Source organism: Protofrankia sp. CiP3 (genome assembly GCF_917627345.1).
Taxonomy (GTDB): domain Bacteria; phylum Actinomycetota; class Actinomycetes; order Frankiales; family Frankiaceae; genus Protofrankia.
The window spans coordinates 30,869-47,885 of sequence record NZ_CAKJTM010000038.1; the positions used below are offsets into that span (position 1 = coordinate 30,869).

Consider the following 17,017-nt stretch of genomic DNA (forward strand, 5'->3'; position numbering starts at 1 on the left):
CAGCGGGCCTGTCCAGGTGAGAGACGCTCACGACGTATCCATCCGGACCGGGTTGCGGTCCGTCGCGGTCTCTTGTGTGATCTCGTTGCGCAGCGCCTTCAGCGCACTGACGTAGATCTCCGAGAAGGTGGGGAAGGGCTGGATGACATCGCGCAGCACATCGAGCGGCACGCGGGCGCGGATGGCCAGGGTGGCCTGCTGCAGCCACTCGCCCGCCTCGGGGCCGAGCGCGTAGGCGCCCGTCAGCCGGTCGCCGTCGCTGCACAGCGTCAGGAAGCCGTTCGACCTGGCGTAGGCGTGGGTGTAGGTGGCTGTCTTGGACACCTCGGACACCAGTGCGGTCGCGGTGAACCGGCCCTCGGCGGCGCCCACCGCGACCGCCTGCGGGTCGGTGTAGACCACGTCCGGAACAGCCTCGTAATTGGCCTCGCGGGGCTCACCGAGGATGTTCGCGGCGACGACTTCGCCCTGGTACTTGCCGACATGGGTCAGCAGCCGGACCCCGGTGACGTCGCCGATGGCCCACAGGCGCTCACCGGCGCGCAGGCAGGCGTCGACCGCGATGCCGCGCCGGTCGGCCTGGACACCGAGCGTCTCCAGGCCGATGCCGTCCACGCGGGGACGCCGGCCGGTGGCGACCAGCAACCGGTCGCCACGCAGCTCGCGACCGCTCTCGAGGGTCAGCACGTAATCCCCGCCGTCGCGCCGCGCCGCGGTCGCCCGCGCGCCGAGGACCAGCTCGACGCCGTCACGGCGCAGAACCTCACCGAGCGCCCCGCCGAGTGGCGCGGGCTCGCGGGCCAGCACGTGTCCCGCGCCCTCGACGAGGGCCACCTCGCCGCCCAGACGGCGCACGGCCTGAGCCATCTCGACACCGACCGGCCCACCGCCGACGATCAGCAGGCGGCGCGGGACGGCCTTCATGCCGGTCACCTCGCGGTTGGTCCAGACGCCGTCCAACTCGCGCAGGCCCGGGACCGGCGGCATGACCGGATCCGAGCCGGTCGCCAACACCACATGCGCCGCCGCATAACGCCGGCCGTCGACCTCGACCACACCAGGCCCGCTCAGGCGCCCGGTGCCACGGATCAGGTCGATGCCCTTGCTCGCCAGCCAGGCCTGCTGCCCGGCGTCGGAGTGGTCCGAGACCATGAAGTCGCGATAGGCCAGCGCGCCCGCGACATCCACCCGCGCGGTGGCTCCCACCTCCCGCGCCTGGCACACCGCCTCGCCGGGGCGCAGCAGCGTCTTGGACGGGATGCACGCCCAGTACGAGCACTCGCCGCCGACCAGCTCCCGCTCTACCAGCGCCACCCGTAGGCCGCCATCGGCCAGCTCGCCAGCGCAGTGCTCGCCCGGTGAGCCGCCCCCGACAACGATCACATCGTAGTCGCGACCGGTCATCCGCCAGCCACCCGCACGTCCCACTCGCCAACCATGTACCGCGCATACCAGTCTGGCCAGTCCGGGCCGGCCCGCCCGATCTCTTTCTCGTGCCTGCCGTGCGCGGCCGCCGTGAGCCCCGTACCGAGTGCCACGCAGAAATTCCTGGCTCGATCCGCATCGGACACCGGCAGCGGCACCACCTCAGGTCCCATATTAATGATCTTGCTCCTGTCCTGTTGGCGGCGGTGGCTGTGCCAATGGCAATGCCCCCGAACCGGGTCTGGGACCCAGGCTCGCGCCACCCATTGTCAAAGTCCAGGAACGTCTGGCGCATCACCCAGCGGACGTGAGCCGTCGGCGCCGTCTCGGGACCATCTGCTCGAATGCTGTCAGTCTCACGGGCCGAGATGCGCCGGATCCGTCCGCGGTACCGGAGACGACCGGTAACGTCCTGCATGCCGGACTGCGCTGGTCCGGGAGGTTCGAGCCGGTTGAAGAGGGGTTCGCAGTGGAGAGCGTGCAGGCCACCGAGTTCGGGCCGTTGGCGGCGCTGGCCGGGGAGTGGGAGGGCGACGAGGGCCTCGACGTGGCCTTCTCGAACGCCGAGGGCCGCATCGTCGAGACGCCGTTTCGTGAGCGTATGTCGCTCAAGCCGTTTGGCCCGGTGGCGAACGGCCCGCAGGTGTTGTATGGCTTGGACTACCGCACCGCCGCGTGGCGCGCAGGGGAGGAGAACCCCTTCCACACCGAGGTCGGTTACTGGTTGTGGGATGCCGTTGCCGGCCAGGTGATGCGTTGCTTCAATGTGCCCCGTGGGCAGAGCGTGCTGGCTGGCGGCACAGCAGCGCCGGACGCGACCGCCTTCACCATGCGGGCGGAGGTGGATTCGGAGACGTACGGGATCCTGTCCAACCTCTATCTGGCGAAGGCCGCCCGCACGATCGGTTTTGAGGTCACGGTGACAGTGCGGGCCGATGGTGTCTTCGCCTACAGCGAGAAAACATTGATCACCCATGCCCGCTGGGATGGCGTGATCGAGCACACCGACCGCAACGTGCTGCACCGTATCGCAGGCTGAGCGGAAACGGTGCCCCGGCGAATGGCCCCGACGAGCGGTTCCCAACAGCTGGTCCCGCGACAGCGGCCAGCACCGCGCTCGATTGCGTGGCCAACCGCCGCCGTGCTGGAAGGTGCTCGGCGGCCTCGTATGTCTTCGGGACCGGTCCGGATATCGCCGATCAGGAGATCTTTGGGCGTCCGCCCGGGTCAGCGAGCGGGAAAAGTGTCGTGCAGCGCGCGGAGAATCTCACCGTGCGCGGCCTCGATGTTCCCGCGGGGAAACCGGATCTCCTGAATCCCGGCGAGGTTGGAAAACTCCTCGACGCCTTCTTCCCGGATGATGATTGCCTTTTCGAAGCCCAGTCTGCCCTGGAAAAGGCCGGTCTCGTGAACCACGTTCTGGCGCGACCGGACGGTACCGAAATTCGTCTCGTCGTCCGCGGTGTGGAGGAGTAGCGCGAAGTCCGCCCGCTGGAGCATCTCCCACACGACCTGCGCCGCCGGCCGGCCGTAGCGGGGCGCGCTCTCGAAGGTAATCACCTGGAAGCCGAACTCGGACAGGTAGTCCTTGAGTATGCGCCACAGCTGGTTCGGCCCACCGTGCCCGATGAAGATCGTAGGTTGCCGCCCGCCAGCCGCCCGTCCTTCGGGAGCTGTTTCGGGCTGGCGAGCACGCGGCACCGCCGAGCTCGAATCGTCGATCACCTCGAGAATAGTACGGGACATCCGTTCGTCTGGTAATTCGACGACCAGCTTCGCCCGCGGCGGGCGGAAGCGGTAGTCGAAAGAAAAATCGAAGAGCTCATGCCGCGGTCCGTTAATGCTGATCTTGCCATGCTCGGACTGCTCGGGGTCATATGTGCTGAACCAGGCCGGCCGGAACACCAGCGCGTCCCCGCTGGGTGTGGACAGCCGCCGGGTAACAGGCCGGGCGGGCGTCCCCGACGGATAGAGTTCCAGCGCGACGACGGCGATCTCCACGTCATCGCGGCCGTGGTTGTCCTCCCAGGCGGCTTTCACGAACTCGTACCACATGTCATAGGCGCTCGCGAGCTGAGCGTCCGGCACGCGGACAGCCATGTTGACTGCGGCCCTTGGCATTCAGGAACGTCCTTTCCCCGCTGGCACCGGCCAGATTACTCTGCCGGTCCTCGAGCGGTGCACGCCGTGTGCAGGCGGCGTAAAAGATGGTCCTGGCGACGGACCTCGGTCGGGCCGATGCTGGCCAGGTGGTCACGGACAGGCGAAGATGAGGAGGTGGTCATGCCAAGTGAGGCTCAGCCGATCGGCGCACTCAGCCGGAGCGGTTTGAAGATCAAAAAACTGTCCGAGCTCAGTGAGCCTGTGCTGGAGTCCTTCTATGCGGAGGTCCTGACACCGGCCTTCCCGCCGGACGAACTCATTACCTGGGACGAGCTGCGGGGGGCCGCCGCCGCCGACCTGGGCCCCGGCGCGCTGGTCCTCGATGGTGAAACCCCGCTGGGGGGAATGCTGGGTGAGATCTACCCCCGATCCGGGGTGCTCCTGCTCAGCTACATCGCGGTACGGGCCGACGCGCGTGGTCGCGGCATCGGCCAGACACTGCTCACCGATGTCATTCCCCAGTGGCGGGCAGCCATCCGGCCGTCGTTGGTGATTGCCGAGATCGAAGATCCGCGTTTCCACCAGCCGAATGTTTACGGTGACCCGGTGGCCCGGCTCAGGCTGTACCAGCGGACGGGCTCCAGGCTTCTTCCTATGCCGTTCTTCCAGCCGTCGCTGCGACCTGGCATACCGCGGGTCTTCGACATGCTGCTGATCTGTCCAGGCGAAACCATGCCGACAGTGCCGGCAAGGACCGTGAGTGCTTTCCTCGACGAGTACTTCGAGCTGTGCGAGGGGAGCGAGGGGAGCGAGGCCCGTATTATTGACCCTGATTATCAGGAGCTGCGGCGGTTCGCCGAGCGGGGCGATGGTGGCAGGCTCCCCCTGTGGCCGCTGGACCGTGTGCGGGAGATACCGAGATTCACCGAGGCTGGTTAGTGACGGGTTCACCGCACACCGTGCTCGTCGACGGGGATGACACGGCTGTTGGCATGCTGATGGACGCTCACCACCGGTTTGCCGTCCTGCTCGCGGCGGCGGTCGGGGCGCGTCCGGCCGCGGTCGCGCTGGTTGAGCGCGCCTGGGTCGACACCGTCGCCGCGGCCCTGAGCCAGGCGGGAACACCGCTCCCAGGGGTCCGGGCGAGTCTGCTCGATGCCCTCCTGCGGCTGTTGCGAGAGCATGACCAACTCGATGGCACCGATCCCGTCGGCGAACCGCTGACGACGGGATCACGAGCGGGCTTTTTCCTGCCCCCGGATGACCGCTGGGCGGGATGGTGGGACACCGGCCTGCCGTCCTGGCCAGCTGGCCAGGTGCCCACTGCTGACCAGGTACTTCACGCCGTGCGCCGCCTTCCGCCGCGCGAGCGGACGCTTCTCATCCTCCGGGACGCGGCAAAGCTGTCGGTGACCGAGACCGCTCGCATCGTGGGCGTGGCACCGGAGGATCAGGGCAGGCTCCTCGACGGCGCTCGGGAGGCATATGTGGCGCATCTTGATGAGGAGGTCAGGGCCGGTGACAGCGGTGATCCGGACGGTGGCGGCCGGACCGCCGGAGGAGAGCAATGCTGAGGGCGCTGGACGTCAGCTGTGACGTTATTTTCGACCTGGTGGGCGCCTGGTACGACGGAGAGCTGACCGAAGGCGATCAGAACGCGTTTGAACAGCATCTGCTCTTCTGCCCGCCTTGCCTCGCCTACAGCGAACGGGCGCGCCGATCGCTGGTGGCGTTGACAGCGGCGGCCACGGCAGTGGTGCCCGCAGGGCTGGCGGCCCGGGTCACGGCGGCGGCGCTGGCCACCGCCAGGCCTTCGGGCGTGCGGAGAGAACAACGATGAGCTACTACAAGTTTCTCCGTCCGGCGGGGACAGGCCCGTTCACCGGTTACCCCTGGGGGGCGACGCGGGGCAGGTGGGTGCAGGCCGGCCCTGCCATGCCGTGCAAGGCCGGCATCCACGCCTGCCGGGTGGAGGATCTGCCCTACTGGCTCACCGAGGAGCTCTGGCGGATCGATCTCGATGAACCGCTCATCATCGGCGCGAACAAGGTCGTGGCCAGACGTGGTCGTCTCGGCATGCGGGTTGCGGAATGGACGGGCGAAACCGCTCGGGAATTCAGCGTCGCCTGCGTCTGCCGGGTCGCCCACCATGCTGGCGCTGAGCTCCGGGACGCGGGGCTGCCTTCGCTCGCCGAAGACATCGAGGCCGCCGCGGCGGCCTTCGCCCAGGCCGGAAGGGGCGATGCGCTCGACGTGCCGGCTCGTGCGGGGGCTGAGGCGCCCGTCCGGGATCCGGGTTCCACAGCCAACCTGCTGTCGGCATACGTGATCGACGCGCTTGAGTCGCTCGACGCCGACCCTCCCGCGGCTGTCGCCTACATCGGGGCGCGGGCCGCCAACCAACGCAGTGCCGTGATGGAAAGCCACCCATACGTCACTGAACGTCGTTGGCAGGCATCGTGGCTTGCAACCCGGCTGGGGCTGCCCGCCCCCTTCCCGCAGTCCCCGCAGTCCCCGCAGCCCCCGCCGTTCGCGTCGTGACGCGCTGTGCCGTGAGGCGTCATGAGGCGTTATGAGGCGTCGTGAGGTGCATTCAGCCGAGGCGGAGCAACTCGACATCGGCATCCGAGGGCGGTTCATCCTCGTCGAAGACGCCCCACTCGTCCATGAAGGCGGAGTCCGCCGACCGCAGCTCGGCGGGTTCGGGCGCGCGCGGGAACAGCCAGCCGCGCAGCGCATGTACATCCGAATCATCGAACATCCGGCGGACGTCGTCCTCGCCGGCTTGCCCAGTGCCCGAGAACAGGCGTCTGGCCGGCTCGGTCCGTCGCTTTGCCTCCTCGATACCGGAACGACTGAAGATCTCGCATAGCCGGGTCACCGTCCGGGTGGTCATCTCCTCGTAGAAAACGAGGTTGTACGCGTCCGGTGGGTGCGGGACGCCCATGAACCGGTAGGCGTGGACGACCGCGCGATAGTAGTCCGCGAATGCCGCGTCCGTGTTTCCCATTGCCCACTGCACGTCCGCGCGTACACGGAAGAGGTTTGCGATCAGTTCTTCGTCCCAGTCATCTGTCTGCGCGGCGAGCTGGGCCAGGCGCTGCGCCGAAGAGCTGGCGTGGGCGGACGCCTCGTCCAGCGCGCCCCGTTCCAGCGCCAGGTCAGCGACTTCGAAAAGCAGCCAGGCGACGTTCCAGTCGTCCGCGAGCTCCTCGAACACGGCCAGCGCCTCGTTGTAGTAGCGGCTCGTGGCCGGGTCAGCCGGGTCATGGAATCGCCTGCTGTGCGCGAGAAATATTTTGATCAGACCGTTGACCCGCCCCAGCTCTCGTTCCTCTTCCGCGGTGGCGTCGACACGTGCGCCACGACCGAGCCCACAGAGGCGTTGCACGAGCAGCAGCCGGTTGCGGATGTCATTCCAGGGAGCATCGGTCTTGATATAGCCAGGCGGGTAGTTGTCCAGCACGAAGGCCAGTGCCTCGCCCAGCTGGTCGTCCGGGTTGTGCTGGGTCGCGGCGGCTATGGAGCCGACGTTCCCGGCGAGTGAGTCCTCCTGGTGCCAGGTACGTTCCCAGTCCTCCAGCAGCCGTCGGTTGTATTCGAACGGGCAGTAGCACCCCCACCACCAGAAGGCTTCCAGAAAGACGAGCGTGAAGCGCGCCCGAGTGATCGTGCGGTTCCGGGACACCCGCCGGGCGTGGAACAGCCACTCCCGTTTGTATGCCTGCCAGCGGGGATGTTCGTAGCGATACCAGGAACTGTAGGCACCGGTCGTGTCGTCCTCCCATTCCGACACGAGGCGGAAGTAGTGCCGGGAGGCTTTCTGATGGAGATCCTGCCAGGTGCGGGGATGCATGGTCCGCAGTTCCCGGCTCAGCGACAGGCGGATGAACTCGTGCAGGCGGAAACGGTCGGACGGTTCGTCGGCGACCGCGAGTATCTGCTCGGCAATGCCGTACCCTTTAAGGGTCTGGATGACACTTCCGACATCGGGATGCTCATTGTCGTCTTCCGTCAGTAGTTCCGCGAGTAACGGTTCGTCGAAGGTGTTGACCACGGCGCAGGCATGGACGGCTCTGGACAGCCGGGCGTCCCGGACGGCGGCAACGATGAGACGGACGAGACCGGCCCATTTCTCCCACGGGTCGTCGGGCAGCCGTTGCAGCGTTCGCCGCAGGTCCGACGCCTCAAGTTTGTCCGGGCCCGTCTCGACGACCAGGTTCGCCGCCAGTGACAGGCCACCGGGATGCCCCGCCGTGAAGTCGTGGACGACATCGGCGACGCCTGGCCGCAACGCACCGTGAAAGGTCTGCTCGAGGTAGGAGACGACTTCGTCGCGGGACAGGTAGGGAAGCTGCCGGACGTGCCATCGATTCGATCCCGTGGTGAACGTGTGCGGCGACGGTATCCGGGCGATGACGACCAGGGTGTTCGTCAGGCGCAGCGCCATACGTGCCAGCCAGTACCCCATCTCGTCGTCAGCGATGCGTTCGAAGGAATCCATGGTGATGAGGATGTGCCGACGCCGGCTCCACTCCGCCCAGCCGCTGACGAAGGCGTCGTCGATGGCTGACTGCGCCTGGCGGATCCGGGCCTTGACCGCCTCGGGCTCGTCGCCTCCGGCTGGGTCACGCGGCCCGGTGCTTTCGGTTTTCGGCGTGCCGCCGAGCAGCCGCGTTTCGCGTTCGCACAGTTGGCGGAAAGCGTCGAACTCCCGTGCCCGGGTTCGGTCCGTCACCCGGAGCATCAGTTCCCTCGTCCGGGCGAAGGTCTCCCACAAGACGGGGGCTGACGCGCGGGGGCCGAAGGCGTCCCGAAAGCCTTCGCGCCGGAAGGCGGACATGTCCTCGTTGAAGATGTACAGCCGGTTGACGCCGTCAACCCGGCTGACCAGCTGCCGGATCAGCGCGGATTTACCCAGGCCGTGAACGCCGACGAGGTCGATCACTGACCCTTCGCCCCGTGTGAAGAGCAGGCGTAACGCCTCGGCCAGTTCGGCTTCCCGGCCGACGAAAAGATCCATACCGTCCCCTCTGGCAACGCTGGATGGGGTTTCAGGATCTCATCACCCGAGAGGTTGTATCTGGCGTAGGTACGAACACCGTGCCGCTGTATGGCCACGTTGGCATCAGGATGATCACTGAGAGTGATGGCCGCGCGGTCAGGATAAGAGCGCCCGGCAATAGGGGAGTGGATCAAGGAGCGGGGCTGGGGTGCGTGTATCGCGAGGCGGAGGAGGGAGTCACCCTGGTGTTGGGTGGCGACCGACGACAACGCGGCGAGGTGCGTGCCCCAGCCCCGCGACGCCGCGTCCCTATTGCCGGTCGCTCTAAGCAGGGCGCAGGTGTGTGGTGGGGTTAATTGATCATGGATCTGTCGCGGGCTCCCGGCCAATGTGTCCAGTGCCGCCGGCCGGACGACGGCCGGCTGGCCGCCGTTTTCCCTCAGCCAAACAGGCCCTCCGGCCTGTTTACCCACGCTGTCGCCACCTCGGGCTGAATCCTTCGTGAAAGCATCAGGTTAGCGGTGTGTAAAAATTCTGTCTCCGAATATCATCAGTGGCCGGCGGATGATTCCCCGCCGTATGGCTGTCAGCCCAGCTCACCAGGCATACATGCCGGTAGAACATCGGATGGTGCTCACGGCGGACAGCGGGCCCGGGGAGGACAGGGCCATTCAGCCGCGTGATTCAGGCCTCACAGATTCAATTCTCGCTGCGTATAGCCGGCTCGTGGGATGGACTTGTGTCAGGTACGAGAATCGCGAAAGAAGGCCGAGAGCCACATGAATCCGCAGTCGCTCACCACGTATAGCGCCCGCCAGACAACCGATGTCGTCCTCATAGGCGCGGGAGTCATGAGCGCCACACTCGGTACCCTACTGCACAGACTTCAGCCGGACTGGTCGATCGATGTGTACGAAAGACTGCCCGGAGTGGCCGAGGAGAGTTCGGATCCATGGAACAACGCAGGTACCGGTCATGCGGCGCTTTGTGAGCTGAACTACACCAGTGAGCTCCCGGACGGCAGCATCGATGTCCGGAAGGCCGTCACCATCAATGAACAGTTCCAGGTGAGCCGCCAGTTCTGGTCGCATCTTGTGGAAGACGGCACGATCACTGATCCTGGAACGTTCATCAATTCGATGCCGCACATGACCTTCGTCCGGGGGGCGGCGGACGTCGACTTCCTCCGCCGACGGTACGAAGCGTTGCGGACCCAGCCGTTGTTTGCGGCCATGGAATTCAGTGACGATCCGGCCGTGATCGAGCGCTGGGCGCCGTTGTTGATCGAGCGGCGCAAGCCTGGCGAGCCGATTGCCGCGACCCGTGAGGTGTCCGGTACCGATGTCAACTTCGGCGCTCTGAGCCGGCAGCTCTTTGGCGCGCTGGAGTCGTCTGGGGTGAGGATCCACCTGAACCAGGAGATCAGGAGCCTCACCCAGGCACCGGACGGCAGCTGGCGGTTGCGGGTGCACTACCGGACGAATGGGAAAACAAAGGACATAACCGCGCGCTTCGTGTTCGTTGGCGCGGGTGGATGGGCGCTGAAAGTTTTGCAGAAATCACGCATACCCGAGGCCAGTGGATTCGCCCTGCTGCCCATCAGTGGCCAGTTCCTCCGCACCGACAACCCGGAGCTCGTCGCCCGGCACCAGGCGAAGGTATACGGCAAGGCGCCGATCGGCGCGCCGCCGATGTCGATGCCGCACCTTGACACCAGAATCGTTGATGGGAAGGCATCGATTCTGTTCGGCCCCTACGCCGGATCGAGCCCGAAGTTCCTCAAACACGGCTCCGTGTTTGACATGCCGAAATCCATCCGCCGGCATAACATAATGCCTTTGATCGCCATGGCGAGAGACAACATAGCCCTGGTCGCACTGTTGCTGAACGCGCTGACCGCGACACGGAAGAAGAAGATCGAGGAGCTCAGGCAGTTCGTCCCCGGCGGCATGGCCAAAGACTGGCGAATCATCACGGCTGGGCAGCGGGCGCAGATTGTCAAGAAAGATCCGCAAAAGGGCGGGATCCTGCAGTTCGGAACAGAGGTGGTCGCCTCGCGCGACGGTACCATCGCCGGGGTTCTCGGCGCTTCTCCCGGGGCCTCAACCGCGGTTCCGATCATGCTTGATCTGCTTGAACGATGCTTCCCCGAGCGTTATGCCGCCTGGCAGGTAGCCTTGGGCGAAATGATCCCGACTTTTGGCCAGCGACTTTCCGACAAGCCAGAACTCGCGGCACAGACGATGGCCGCGACCGCAAGGATTCTTTGTCTGACGGGGATTCCCCGCCCTCTCCCCAGCCGTTCAACGGGCCGATAATGGGTAGCTCGTAAAGATCTCGGCATGCATGGACGGGGTGAGCGGTGCGGTGACGCATCGACCACCATCCATCAGACGTGCCCTGGTCACTGTCGGCCGCATGGTCATGATCGACGTTCTTGGCCGCGTTCGGACGCGGTGAGGGCAACCGCTCCATCCGGATATCCGGGGGTACTCGTCCACGTCGAAGCCGGCAAGAGGACGAGGTACATCCGAAACCGGCGGACTGGCCGCCGCCGGGTGCGCCCCTGCCCCGCCTGAGGCTGATTGGCCGTGCTGGTCAGCCTTGGGCGGAGAGGAGGCTGGCCGGAAATCGTGTGGCTGACCAGACTACCTGGATTAGGTGACCTGCCGCAAGGCCTTACTGCAACCCGCGGGTCCGTGAAGTATCAGTCGGAAATCGGACTCGTGTTGTGTCGCCTCCGTGTTTTATCGTCTCGATGCGGACCATCGGGTGTGGTGGGCCGAGCAGTGCTACGGGGGTAGGTCATGCATCGGTCGTTCGGTCGCCAATTGTTCAGCCGTTGGTTCTTTGGTGTTGGGAAATTGGCTGTAGCGGCGCTTGCGCTTGCGCTGGCTCTTGCCGGCTGCCTGGTCACGGGCACAGTCCAACTCCCGTTTCTCCCGGTCGAGCTCGCGATTTCCAGCGATGGATCAATTACTTTAAGTGCAAGTTCGCAGATTGTGACTCCACTGGGGACCTTCAGGCTCCAGGTGTCCGGGGCGAAGAACATTCACGCTCCGTCGGACGGGACCCTGCTCGTCATCCGGCATCCCGTCCGTGGCGTGGCGATGGACAGCTTCTACGGCATTCATCTGCCAGACAAGCTTCGCTTCGTGCTGGACGGTGACTCGAGCATCACGACCAACCGGAACGTCGTGACCCTGAACCTGCGGAACAACGTGCACGGCATCCGGATCCAAAACGTCCAACAGGCGAAGTCCGCGCCGAAGTACGCAACGCAGCAGGTCAGGGTGCTGCCGCCCGCGCCGAAGGCCGCTGAGCCGTCGACATCACCGGCTGCCGCCGGTTCGCCTGCCGCGGTTGCGACCGGCGTTCCATGCCAGGCCGGGTCCGCGACGGCGGCGAGCACGCACGTTGCGTCATCCGCGCCATCGGCCCAGCCCTGTGTGCTGTTGGCGACAGTGGCTCCCGCGAGCCCGAGTGCGCCGCCGACGGCTACGCCGGTGCGGACACCGTCCACCATGCCGTCGCCGGAGGCAACTCCTTCGCGAACTCCCCCGAAGACGGCAGACCCCTCATCGACAGGATCCGTTTCACGATCTCCAGCCCAGGGACTGGCGCAGGCCACTTTGATTTCCCCGCGCCCATGACAGGCGGTGACAAGTCCGAGTTTCCTCGGATGGATTCGGGGTGGGGCCACCGTTTAGAGCGCGTTTGAGATCGTCATTCCGGCTCGCTGATCGAAAGCCCGGTCTCAAACACGCTCTCAACGGGACATGGCTCGGTAACGGCGGATGCTCAGCGATCCGAAGAGCGTGACAAGCGCCGCGACCCAGATCAAGGTGACCGGTATCGGATGCTCCGTGGGGAAGTCTCCGCTGCCGAAGGGGTTCGGATTACCGAACAGCGCCCGCATCGATGCGGTCAGAGTGCTCACCGGATTCCATTCCGCCACCGGCTGCAGCACACCGGGCAGCGTCTGGACGGGGACGAACGCATTGGACAGGAACGTGATCGGGAAGATCGCGGTGAACGCCACCTGCTGGGCGACCTCGACAGTCGGCACCAGCAGCCCGAGCCAGACTCCGACCCAGGCCATCGCGTAGGCGAACAGGAGCCCAAGAGCCACGGCCGCGAGGAAGTCGACGAGTCCGTTGCGTACCCGCCAGCCGACGATGAGGCCTGTGATCATGAGTACCGCGAGAATCGCGGCGTTGTAGACGACGTCGGAGACAGTGCGCCCGGTCAGGAAGGCCGAACGGCTCATTGGCAGCGAGCGGAAGCGGTCGATCAGCCCTTTGGCGAGATCGTCGGTGATGCCGATGGCGGTGGTCGCGGCCGCGAAGGTCAGCGTCTGGGCGAAGATTCCCGCCATGAGGTACTCGCGGTAGGAGCCGCCTCCCGGCAGCGGGATCGCTCCACCGAACACGAAGGAGAAAAGCAGCACGAACATCACTGACTGCAGGATCGCGAAGACCGCCAGCTCGGGGATGCGTGGGATCCGCTTCAGATTGCGCCAGGCGACGACCAGCGAGTCGGCCACGACCGACGTGCCAGCGGCAGAGCCGCGCGCTGGCCGCCACGGTGGCCATGAACGTGCGACAAGAGAATCAGCCGCCTGGTGGCCTGGGTGGCCTGGGTGGTCGGGGCCGACGAGACCGGTCATGAGGTTCGTCCCACCGCCGCGGCGGTAGGGGCATCATGATCCGGATGAGCCTCGTTGCCGCCGTCGGCAGGCTCCAACCGCGTGGCATGGCCGGTGAGCGTGAGGAACACGTCGTCGAGTGTCGGCCGGCGCAGCCCGAAGTCGTCCAGCACGATCCCGGCCTCGTCAAGGGCGCGAATGACAGCGGCGAGCTTGCGCGTACCGCCGTCGGCGGGCGCGGTCAGGCGTTTTGCCCGTTCATCAACGGTGGCGTCGGCGACACAGTGGCGGGAGATGATGTGGCGGGCCTGGACGAGGTCCGCTGGATCATTCACAACGATTTCGATCCGTTCGCCGCCGATCTGCGACTTGAGCTCAGCGGCTGTGCCACGAGCGATGATTTTACCGGCGTCGACCACGGCGACGACGTCGGCAAGTGCGTCGGCTTCCTCCAGGTACTGCGTTGTCAACAGCAGCGTTGAGCCCTTGCGGACGAGGTCGCGGATGGCGTTCCACATCGACAGCCGGCTGCGTGGATCGAGCCCGGTGGTCGGTTCATCGAGGAAAAGCAGCCGCGGGTGGCCGATGAGGGCAGAGGCGAGGTCAAGACGGCGGCGCATCCCCCCGGAGTAGGTCTTGACGACGTTGTCCGCCGCGTCGGACAGCCCGAACTGCTCGAGAAGCTCGCCAGCGCGGCTGCGGGCCGTACGGCCCGGCAGCTGGTAAAGCCGGCCGAACATCCACAGGTTCTCGGCACCGGTGAGATTCTCGTCGACGGCGGCGTACTGCCCGGACAGGCCGACGAGCCGGCGCAGCCGTTGTGCGTCGCGTACCACGTCATGACCGAGTACCGTCGCCCGGCCGCTGTCGGGTCGCAGCAGCGTGGCCAGGATGCGAACGGTGGTGGTCTTGCCCGCGCCGTTGGGGCCGAGCAGCCCGAGGATCGTGCCCTCGGCGACCTCCAGATCGAGGCCGTCGAGCGCGCGCACCAGGCCGGCGCGGGTCTTGTACACCTTGGTGAGGGCTTGCGCGGTGATGGCCGGCACGAAGCGGCCTCCTTCCAGACGTTGGACAACCAACGGCGAGATCACAACCCGCCTGGGCCTCGTCGTACGCCGGGCTCCACCTCCTGTCCCCGGCCCCAAGTATCGGTCGACGCGGCAGAGGGCACCTGCCCGCGCGTCCCGCCGTGTCCGAGCCCGGATCCCGCCAGCTAAGCTGCCCACCGGACTTGGAGGGGCGAATGCGGACATGGTGGGCGGCGGCGCTGATGGCCGTCGCGCTGGCGGCAGGGTGCGGCGGGGAAGGCACAGCCCCTGAGGAGACGCCGCCCCCGAACACGCCCGGCTACCGGCTCGCCGTGCTCGACGGCGAGGTGGACCCGAGCCTGACGACCATCCAACGGTACGACAGCGCCATCCAGACGGTGGCGAGCGGATGCAAGGGAAGCGTCGTGGAGGTCGCCAGGCTCGCGCAGGAGTCGCGGGACGCGCTGACCAACGGCAAAGTCTTCGAGGACCTCATCGTCATCCTCAGGGATGTCTCGGGCTACACGGCGGGGGCCGCCGACTGCAAGGCGGCCTTCACCAGCTACGTGATCGTCGAACTCAAGGGCGAGGACGAGACCAGTTGACCGGCGGCACCGGTCGACCGGCACGGCGTGGGCATCAGGCCGCGCGGATGCCCACGGGGTCGAGGAGGGATTTCCGCTGAGTGGCATTGAAGCCGCCAGCCACGTCCGCCGGAAATCCCGGTATCCCTGATGAACGGTCCTGGTGATGCTTCGATTGTCGCTGACTTGCCTGACCCCGCCCCGCGCATGTGGTTGTGTAGCCCACGATGCGTCCACTCCAGCGCATGCCCGGGTGGAACCACCTGATAGGTGTGTGGTTCCATCTGCGATGCGCGTGGTTGTGAAAGGGGTGATGAAGTGGTGGCGAGTATCTTCGGGGGCGATCCCGAGGTCGCCCGGCAGATGTCCGGCGATTTGGCGGACATCCGCGGCACGCTTGCTTCTCTCGGCGCGGTCTTCGACGGTCTGCACGGCGTGACCGGCTCCGATGAGGTCGAGACGGCGCTGCGTCATTTCGTCACCCAGTCATCGGACAGCCGTAATTCGCTTGACAAGTTGTTGGAGCGGGCATCCGGCCTGCTTCGCGGGCTGGCCGAGGGCGCGCTCGAAGTGGATTCCGGCCTTGCCGGGGTGCTCACGCCAACCGCGCCCGCGAGCGTTGAATCAGCACGTCCGGATACCCATGCGACCGCCTCGCCGGTGGTGACGGGTGGCGCGCTATGAGCGCGGCTGCCAACGGTAAGACGCCCACGGGCGTGCCCGCCTGGTTCACGCTCCGGGTGCCGGCCTCCTGGTTCGAGTTCGACGTGTGGCGGGCCACCCGTACCGGTGACCTCGCGCGGCTGGTTGACGCTCGGCTCGCGGCACTCCCGCAACTGCGGCCACAGCGGTCGGCGTTGCTCAAGTTGTTGCGGGAGATCGCCGAGCGGGCCGAGCGGCAGGGGGCTGTTTACTGCGCGGCCACCGCTGAACTGGTGGAGGGCTCCGACGGTCTGGTGGCCAGTGTAATGGTGTTCCATACCGATGGCGCGCCGAACGTCGCGGACAACACGGTTGAGGCGATCGCGGGCCAGGTCACCGCCATGGTGCCGGCGGACGGTAGATCCTCCTGGCGTACCGTGACGATTGTCGAGATGCAGGCTGGCCGGGCCGTGCGCATTCGCGGGGTTGAGCGGCCTGAGCCGGACGGGGTGCCGATCGACACCGTTGTCATGCAGACCCTCATTCCCGTACCCGATGGCCGTGGCGTACTCAATGTTGTCCTGAGCAGCCCGCACATCGACATCGCCGAGGAACTGTTTGAGCTGTTCGACGCCGTCAGCGACACGCTCGCCTGGTCCCAGGACCGCCCGGAGCAGCTGGCTGCCACGGATTCACCCACCTGATGAAAGAGAGCGTGTCATGGCCAACGTCCACGTCGACTACGCAGCGCTGGAGAACACGGCGTCCAGGCTCACCAGCGGTCAGCAGGAGATGGAAACCCAGCTGACGCAGCTCAAAGCTCTGATCGACAACCTGGTCGGCAGCGGCTTCATCACCGATCAGGCGTCCGGGAAGTTTCAGGCGTCGTATGAGCAGTGGAACACCGGTACGAGGAACGCCATCGCCGGGCTTGAGGGCATGGGTGGTTTCCTCAAACTGGCTATTTCGCAGCACCAGCAGCTCGACGCCACGCTGAGCCAGTCGGCGGGTGCCTGACCACGCGGCCGGAGGCCTCGACAAGCCCGGTAGGCCCAGGCGGTAGACCCAAGGGAGAACAGTGGTGGGCGACTGGGGTGTGCTGGAGCTGGCTGGTGATCCGGCCCCGGGTGACCCGGACGCGGTACGGGCCCTGGCGGCCCGGCTGCATGGCCAGGCCGAGCTCGCGGAGACCACCACCGCCCGGTTGCGTGCGATCGCGGGCGAGGGGGGTGGTGAGCTGCGGATGGCCGGGGACTACGCGGCCGGGTTCACCGAGGCCCTCGCTGAGCTGCCTGGCGAGCTGGCCACGCTTGCGCGTGCCTACCGGGGCTGCGGGGACGCGCTGTCGACCTACGCGACCAGTCTCGCCGACGCGAAAACCCGTGCGGGTGGCGCACTGCGGCAGGGTGTGGATGCTGATGATCGGTATCAGGGGGCGGTGTGTGCGGTCCGGGCGTTGTTGCCCCCGGACCGGGAGGTGTTGTTGTGGCCGCGGGCCGAGCTCACGGATCCGTCGATCAGTGCGGCGACCGCGACGTGGGAGGCGCAGGATCTCGCCGGGCAGGTCCGGGCGGCCGCGGGG

At 66.5% G+C, this 17,017-nt stretch carries 18 protein-coding genes; 11 read left to right on the top strand and 7 right to left on the bottom strand.

Annotated features, from left to right (window positions below):
* Positions 1-27: 27 nt before the first annotated feature.
* Entirely contained in the window at positions 28-1,404 is a 1,377-nt protein-coding gene (locus MJ797_RS14635; protein WP_239335095.1) for an NAD(P)/FAD-dependent oxidoreductase, read from the bottom strand.
* A complete protein-coding gene (locus MJ797_RS14640; protein WP_239335097.1) occupies positions 1,401-1,598 on the bottom strand; it encodes a hypothetical protein in 198 nt (65 codons plus the stop codon). Before MJ797_RS14640 ends, MJ797_RS14635 begins: the two co-directional genes overlap by 4 nt.
* 296 nt (positions 1,599-1,894) lie before the next feature.
* Here MJ797_RS14640 and MJ797_RS14645 point away from each other — a divergent pair, with 296 nt between their 5' ends.
* A complete protein-coding gene (locus MJ797_RS14645) occupies positions 1,895-2,464 on the top strand; it encodes a heme-binding beta-barrel domain-containing protein (protein ID WP_239335099.1) in 570 nt (189 codons plus the stop codon).
* 188 nt (positions 2,465-2,652) lie between these two features.
* On the opposite strand, the gene MJ797_RS14650 is transcribed toward MJ797_RS14645, so the two are convergent.
* Positions 2,653-3,546, bottom strand: coding sequence for a TIR domain-containing protein (locus MJ797_RS14650; protein WP_239335101.1), 894 nt, complete (start codon positions 3,544-3,546; stop codon positions 2,653-2,655).
* 162 nt (positions 3,547-3,708) lie between these two features.
* Between MJ797_RS14650 and MJ797_RS14655 the strand changes: the two genes are divergently transcribed.
* Genes MJ797_RS14655 through MJ797_RS14670 form a run of 4 tightly spaced genes read left to right on the top strand, consistent with a single transcriptional unit; the run spans position 3,709 to position 6,069 of the window.
* A complete protein-coding gene (locus tag MJ797_RS14655; protein ID WP_239335103.1) occupies positions 3,709-4,467 on the top strand; it encodes a GNAT family N-acetyltransferase in 759 nt (252 codons plus the stop codon).
* Positions 4,467-5,102, top strand: coding sequence for an RNA polymerase sigma factor (locus MJ797_RS14660; RefSeq protein ID WP_239335105.1), 636 nt, complete (start codon positions 4,467-4,469; stop codon positions 5,100-5,102). The genes MJ797_RS14655 and MJ797_RS14660 overlap by 1 nt, the downstream gene beginning before the upstream one ends.
* The gene (locus MJ797_RS14665; protein WP_239335107.1) at positions 5,096-5,368 is read left to right on the top strand and encodes a zf-HC2 domain-containing protein; all 273 of its coding nucleotides are present in this window, start codon (positions 5,096-5,098) and stop codon (positions 5,366-5,368) included. Before MJ797_RS14660 ends, MJ797_RS14665 begins: the two co-directional genes overlap by 7 nt.
* Positions 5,365-6,069, top strand: coding sequence for a hypothetical protein (locus MJ797_RS14670; RefSeq protein WP_239335109.1), 705 nt, complete (start codon positions 5,365-5,367; stop codon positions 6,067-6,069). The genes MJ797_RS14665 and MJ797_RS14670 overlap by 4 nt, the downstream gene beginning before the upstream one ends.
* 52 nt (positions 6,070-6,121) lie before the next feature.
* Here MJ797_RS14670 and MJ797_RS14675 read toward each other — a convergent pair whose 3' ends face one another.
* A complete protein-coding gene (locus tag MJ797_RS14675) occupies positions 6,122-8,551 on the bottom strand; it encodes an ATP-binding protein (RefSeq protein ID WP_239335110.1) in 2,430 nt (809 codons plus the stop codon).
* A gap of 761 nt (positions 8,552-9,312) precedes the next feature.
* Between MJ797_RS14675 and mqo the strand changes: the two genes are divergently transcribed.
* Positions 9,313-10,851, top strand: coding sequence for a malate dehydrogenase (quinone) (gene mqo, locus MJ797_RS14680; protein WP_239335112.1), 1,539 nt, complete (start codon positions 9,313-9,315; stop codon positions 10,849-10,851).
* Positions 10,852-11,663: 812 nt separating this feature from the next.
* On the opposite strand, the gene MJ797_RS14685 is transcribed toward mqo, so the two are convergent.
* From MJ797_RS14685 to MJ797_RS14695, 3 genes are all read right to left on the bottom strand, one after another.
* On the bottom strand, positions 11,664-12,164 hold the full coding sequence (locus MJ797_RS14685) for a hypothetical protein (protein WP_239335114.1): 501 nt from the start codon (positions 12,162-12,164) through the stop codon (positions 11,664-11,666).
* A 138-nt stretch (positions 12,165-12,302) separates the two neighbouring features.
* Positions 12,303-13,079 (bottom strand): ABC transporter permease, encoded by a 777-nt coding sequence (locus tag MJ797_RS14690; protein ID WP_239335116.1) that lies wholly within the window; start codon positions 13,077-13,079, stop codon positions 12,303-12,305.
* A 119-nt stretch (positions 13,080-13,198) separates the two neighbouring features.
* The gene (locus MJ797_RS14695; RefSeq protein ID WP_308128323.1) at positions 13,199-14,227 is read right to left on the bottom strand and encodes an ATP-binding cassette domain-containing protein; all 1,029 of its coding nucleotides are present in this window, start codon (positions 14,225-14,227) and stop codon (positions 13,199-13,201) included.
* A 197-nt stretch (positions 14,228-14,424) separates the two neighbouring features.
* On the opposite strand from MJ797_RS14695, the gene MJ797_RS14700 reads away from it, so the two are divergent.
* The 5 genes from MJ797_RS14700 to MJ797_RS14720 all read left to right on the top strand — a co-directional run.
* Positions 14,425-14,814, top strand: coding sequence for a hypothetical protein (locus MJ797_RS14700; RefSeq protein ID WP_239335118.1), 390 nt, complete (start codon positions 14,425-14,427; stop codon positions 14,812-14,814).
* A 297-nt stretch (positions 14,815-15,111) separates the two neighbouring features.
* A complete protein-coding gene (locus MJ797_RS14705) occupies positions 15,112-15,477 on the top strand; it encodes a hypothetical protein (RefSeq protein WP_239335120.1) in 366 nt (121 codons plus the stop codon).
* Entirely contained in the window at positions 15,474-16,139 is a 666-nt protein-coding gene (locus MJ797_RS14710) for a hypothetical protein (RefSeq protein WP_239335122.1), read from the top strand. The genes MJ797_RS14705 and MJ797_RS14710 overlap by 4 nt, the downstream gene beginning before the upstream one ends.
* A 16-nt stretch (positions 16,140-16,155) precedes the next feature.
* Complete coding sequence (locus tag MJ797_RS14715; RefSeq protein WP_239308222.1) at positions 16,156-16,452, top strand: WXG100 family type VII secretion target; 297 nt, start codon at positions 16,156-16,158, stop codon at positions 16,450-16,452.
* Positions 16,453-16,516: 64 nt separating this feature from the next.
* Positions 16,517-17,017: WXG100 family type VII secretion target (locus MJ797_RS14720; RefSeq protein WP_374582249.1), on the top strand; the 501-nt coding region annotated here is incomplete at its 3' end.

Bases quoted from the DNA above. Each gene is read 5' to 3' on its own strand.
- MJ797_RS14635 (WP_239335095.1), bottom strand. From the start codon at position 1,404: ATGACCGGTCGCGACTACGATGTGATCGTTGTCGGGGGCGGCTCACCG.
- MJ797_RS14640 (WP_239335097.1), bottom strand. From the start codon at position 1,598: ATGGGACCTGAGGTGGTGCCGCTGCCGGTGTCCGATGCGGATCGAGCC.
- MJ797_RS14650 (WP_239335101.1), bottom strand. From the start codon at position 3,546: ATGCCAAGGGCCGCAGTCAACATGGCTGTCCGCGTGCCGGACGCTCAG.
- MJ797_RS14655 (WP_239335103.1), top strand. From the start codon at position 3,709: ATGCCAAGTGAGGCTCAGCCGATCGGCGCACTCAGCCGGAGCGGTTTG.
- MJ797_RS14665 (WP_239335107.1), top strand. From the start codon at position 5,096: ATGCTGAGGGCGCTGGACGTCAGCTGTGACGTTATTTTCGACCTGGTG.
- MJ797_RS14670 (WP_239335109.1), top strand. From the start codon at position 5,365: ATGAGCTACTACAAGTTTCTCCGTCCGGCGGGGACAGGCCCGTTCACC.
- MJ797_RS14675 (WP_239335110.1), bottom strand. From the start codon at position 8,551: ATGGATCTTTTCGTCGGCCGGGAAGCCGAACTGGCCGAGGCGTTACGC.
- mqo (WP_239335112.1), top strand. From the start codon at position 9,313: ATGAATCCGCAGTCGCTCACCACGTATAGCGCCCGCCAGACAACCGAT.
- MJ797_RS14700 (WP_239335118.1), top strand. From the start codon at position 14,425: ATGCGGACATGGTGGGCGGCGGCGCTGATGGCCGTCGCGCTGGCGGCA.
- MJ797_RS14710 (WP_239335122.1), top strand. From the start codon at position 15,474: ATGAGCGCGGCTGCCAACGGTAAGACGCCCACGGGCGTGCCCGCCTGG.
- MJ797_RS14715 (WP_239308222.1), top strand. From the start codon at position 16,156: ATGGCCAACGTCCACGTCGACTACGCAGCGCTGGAGAACACGGCGTCC.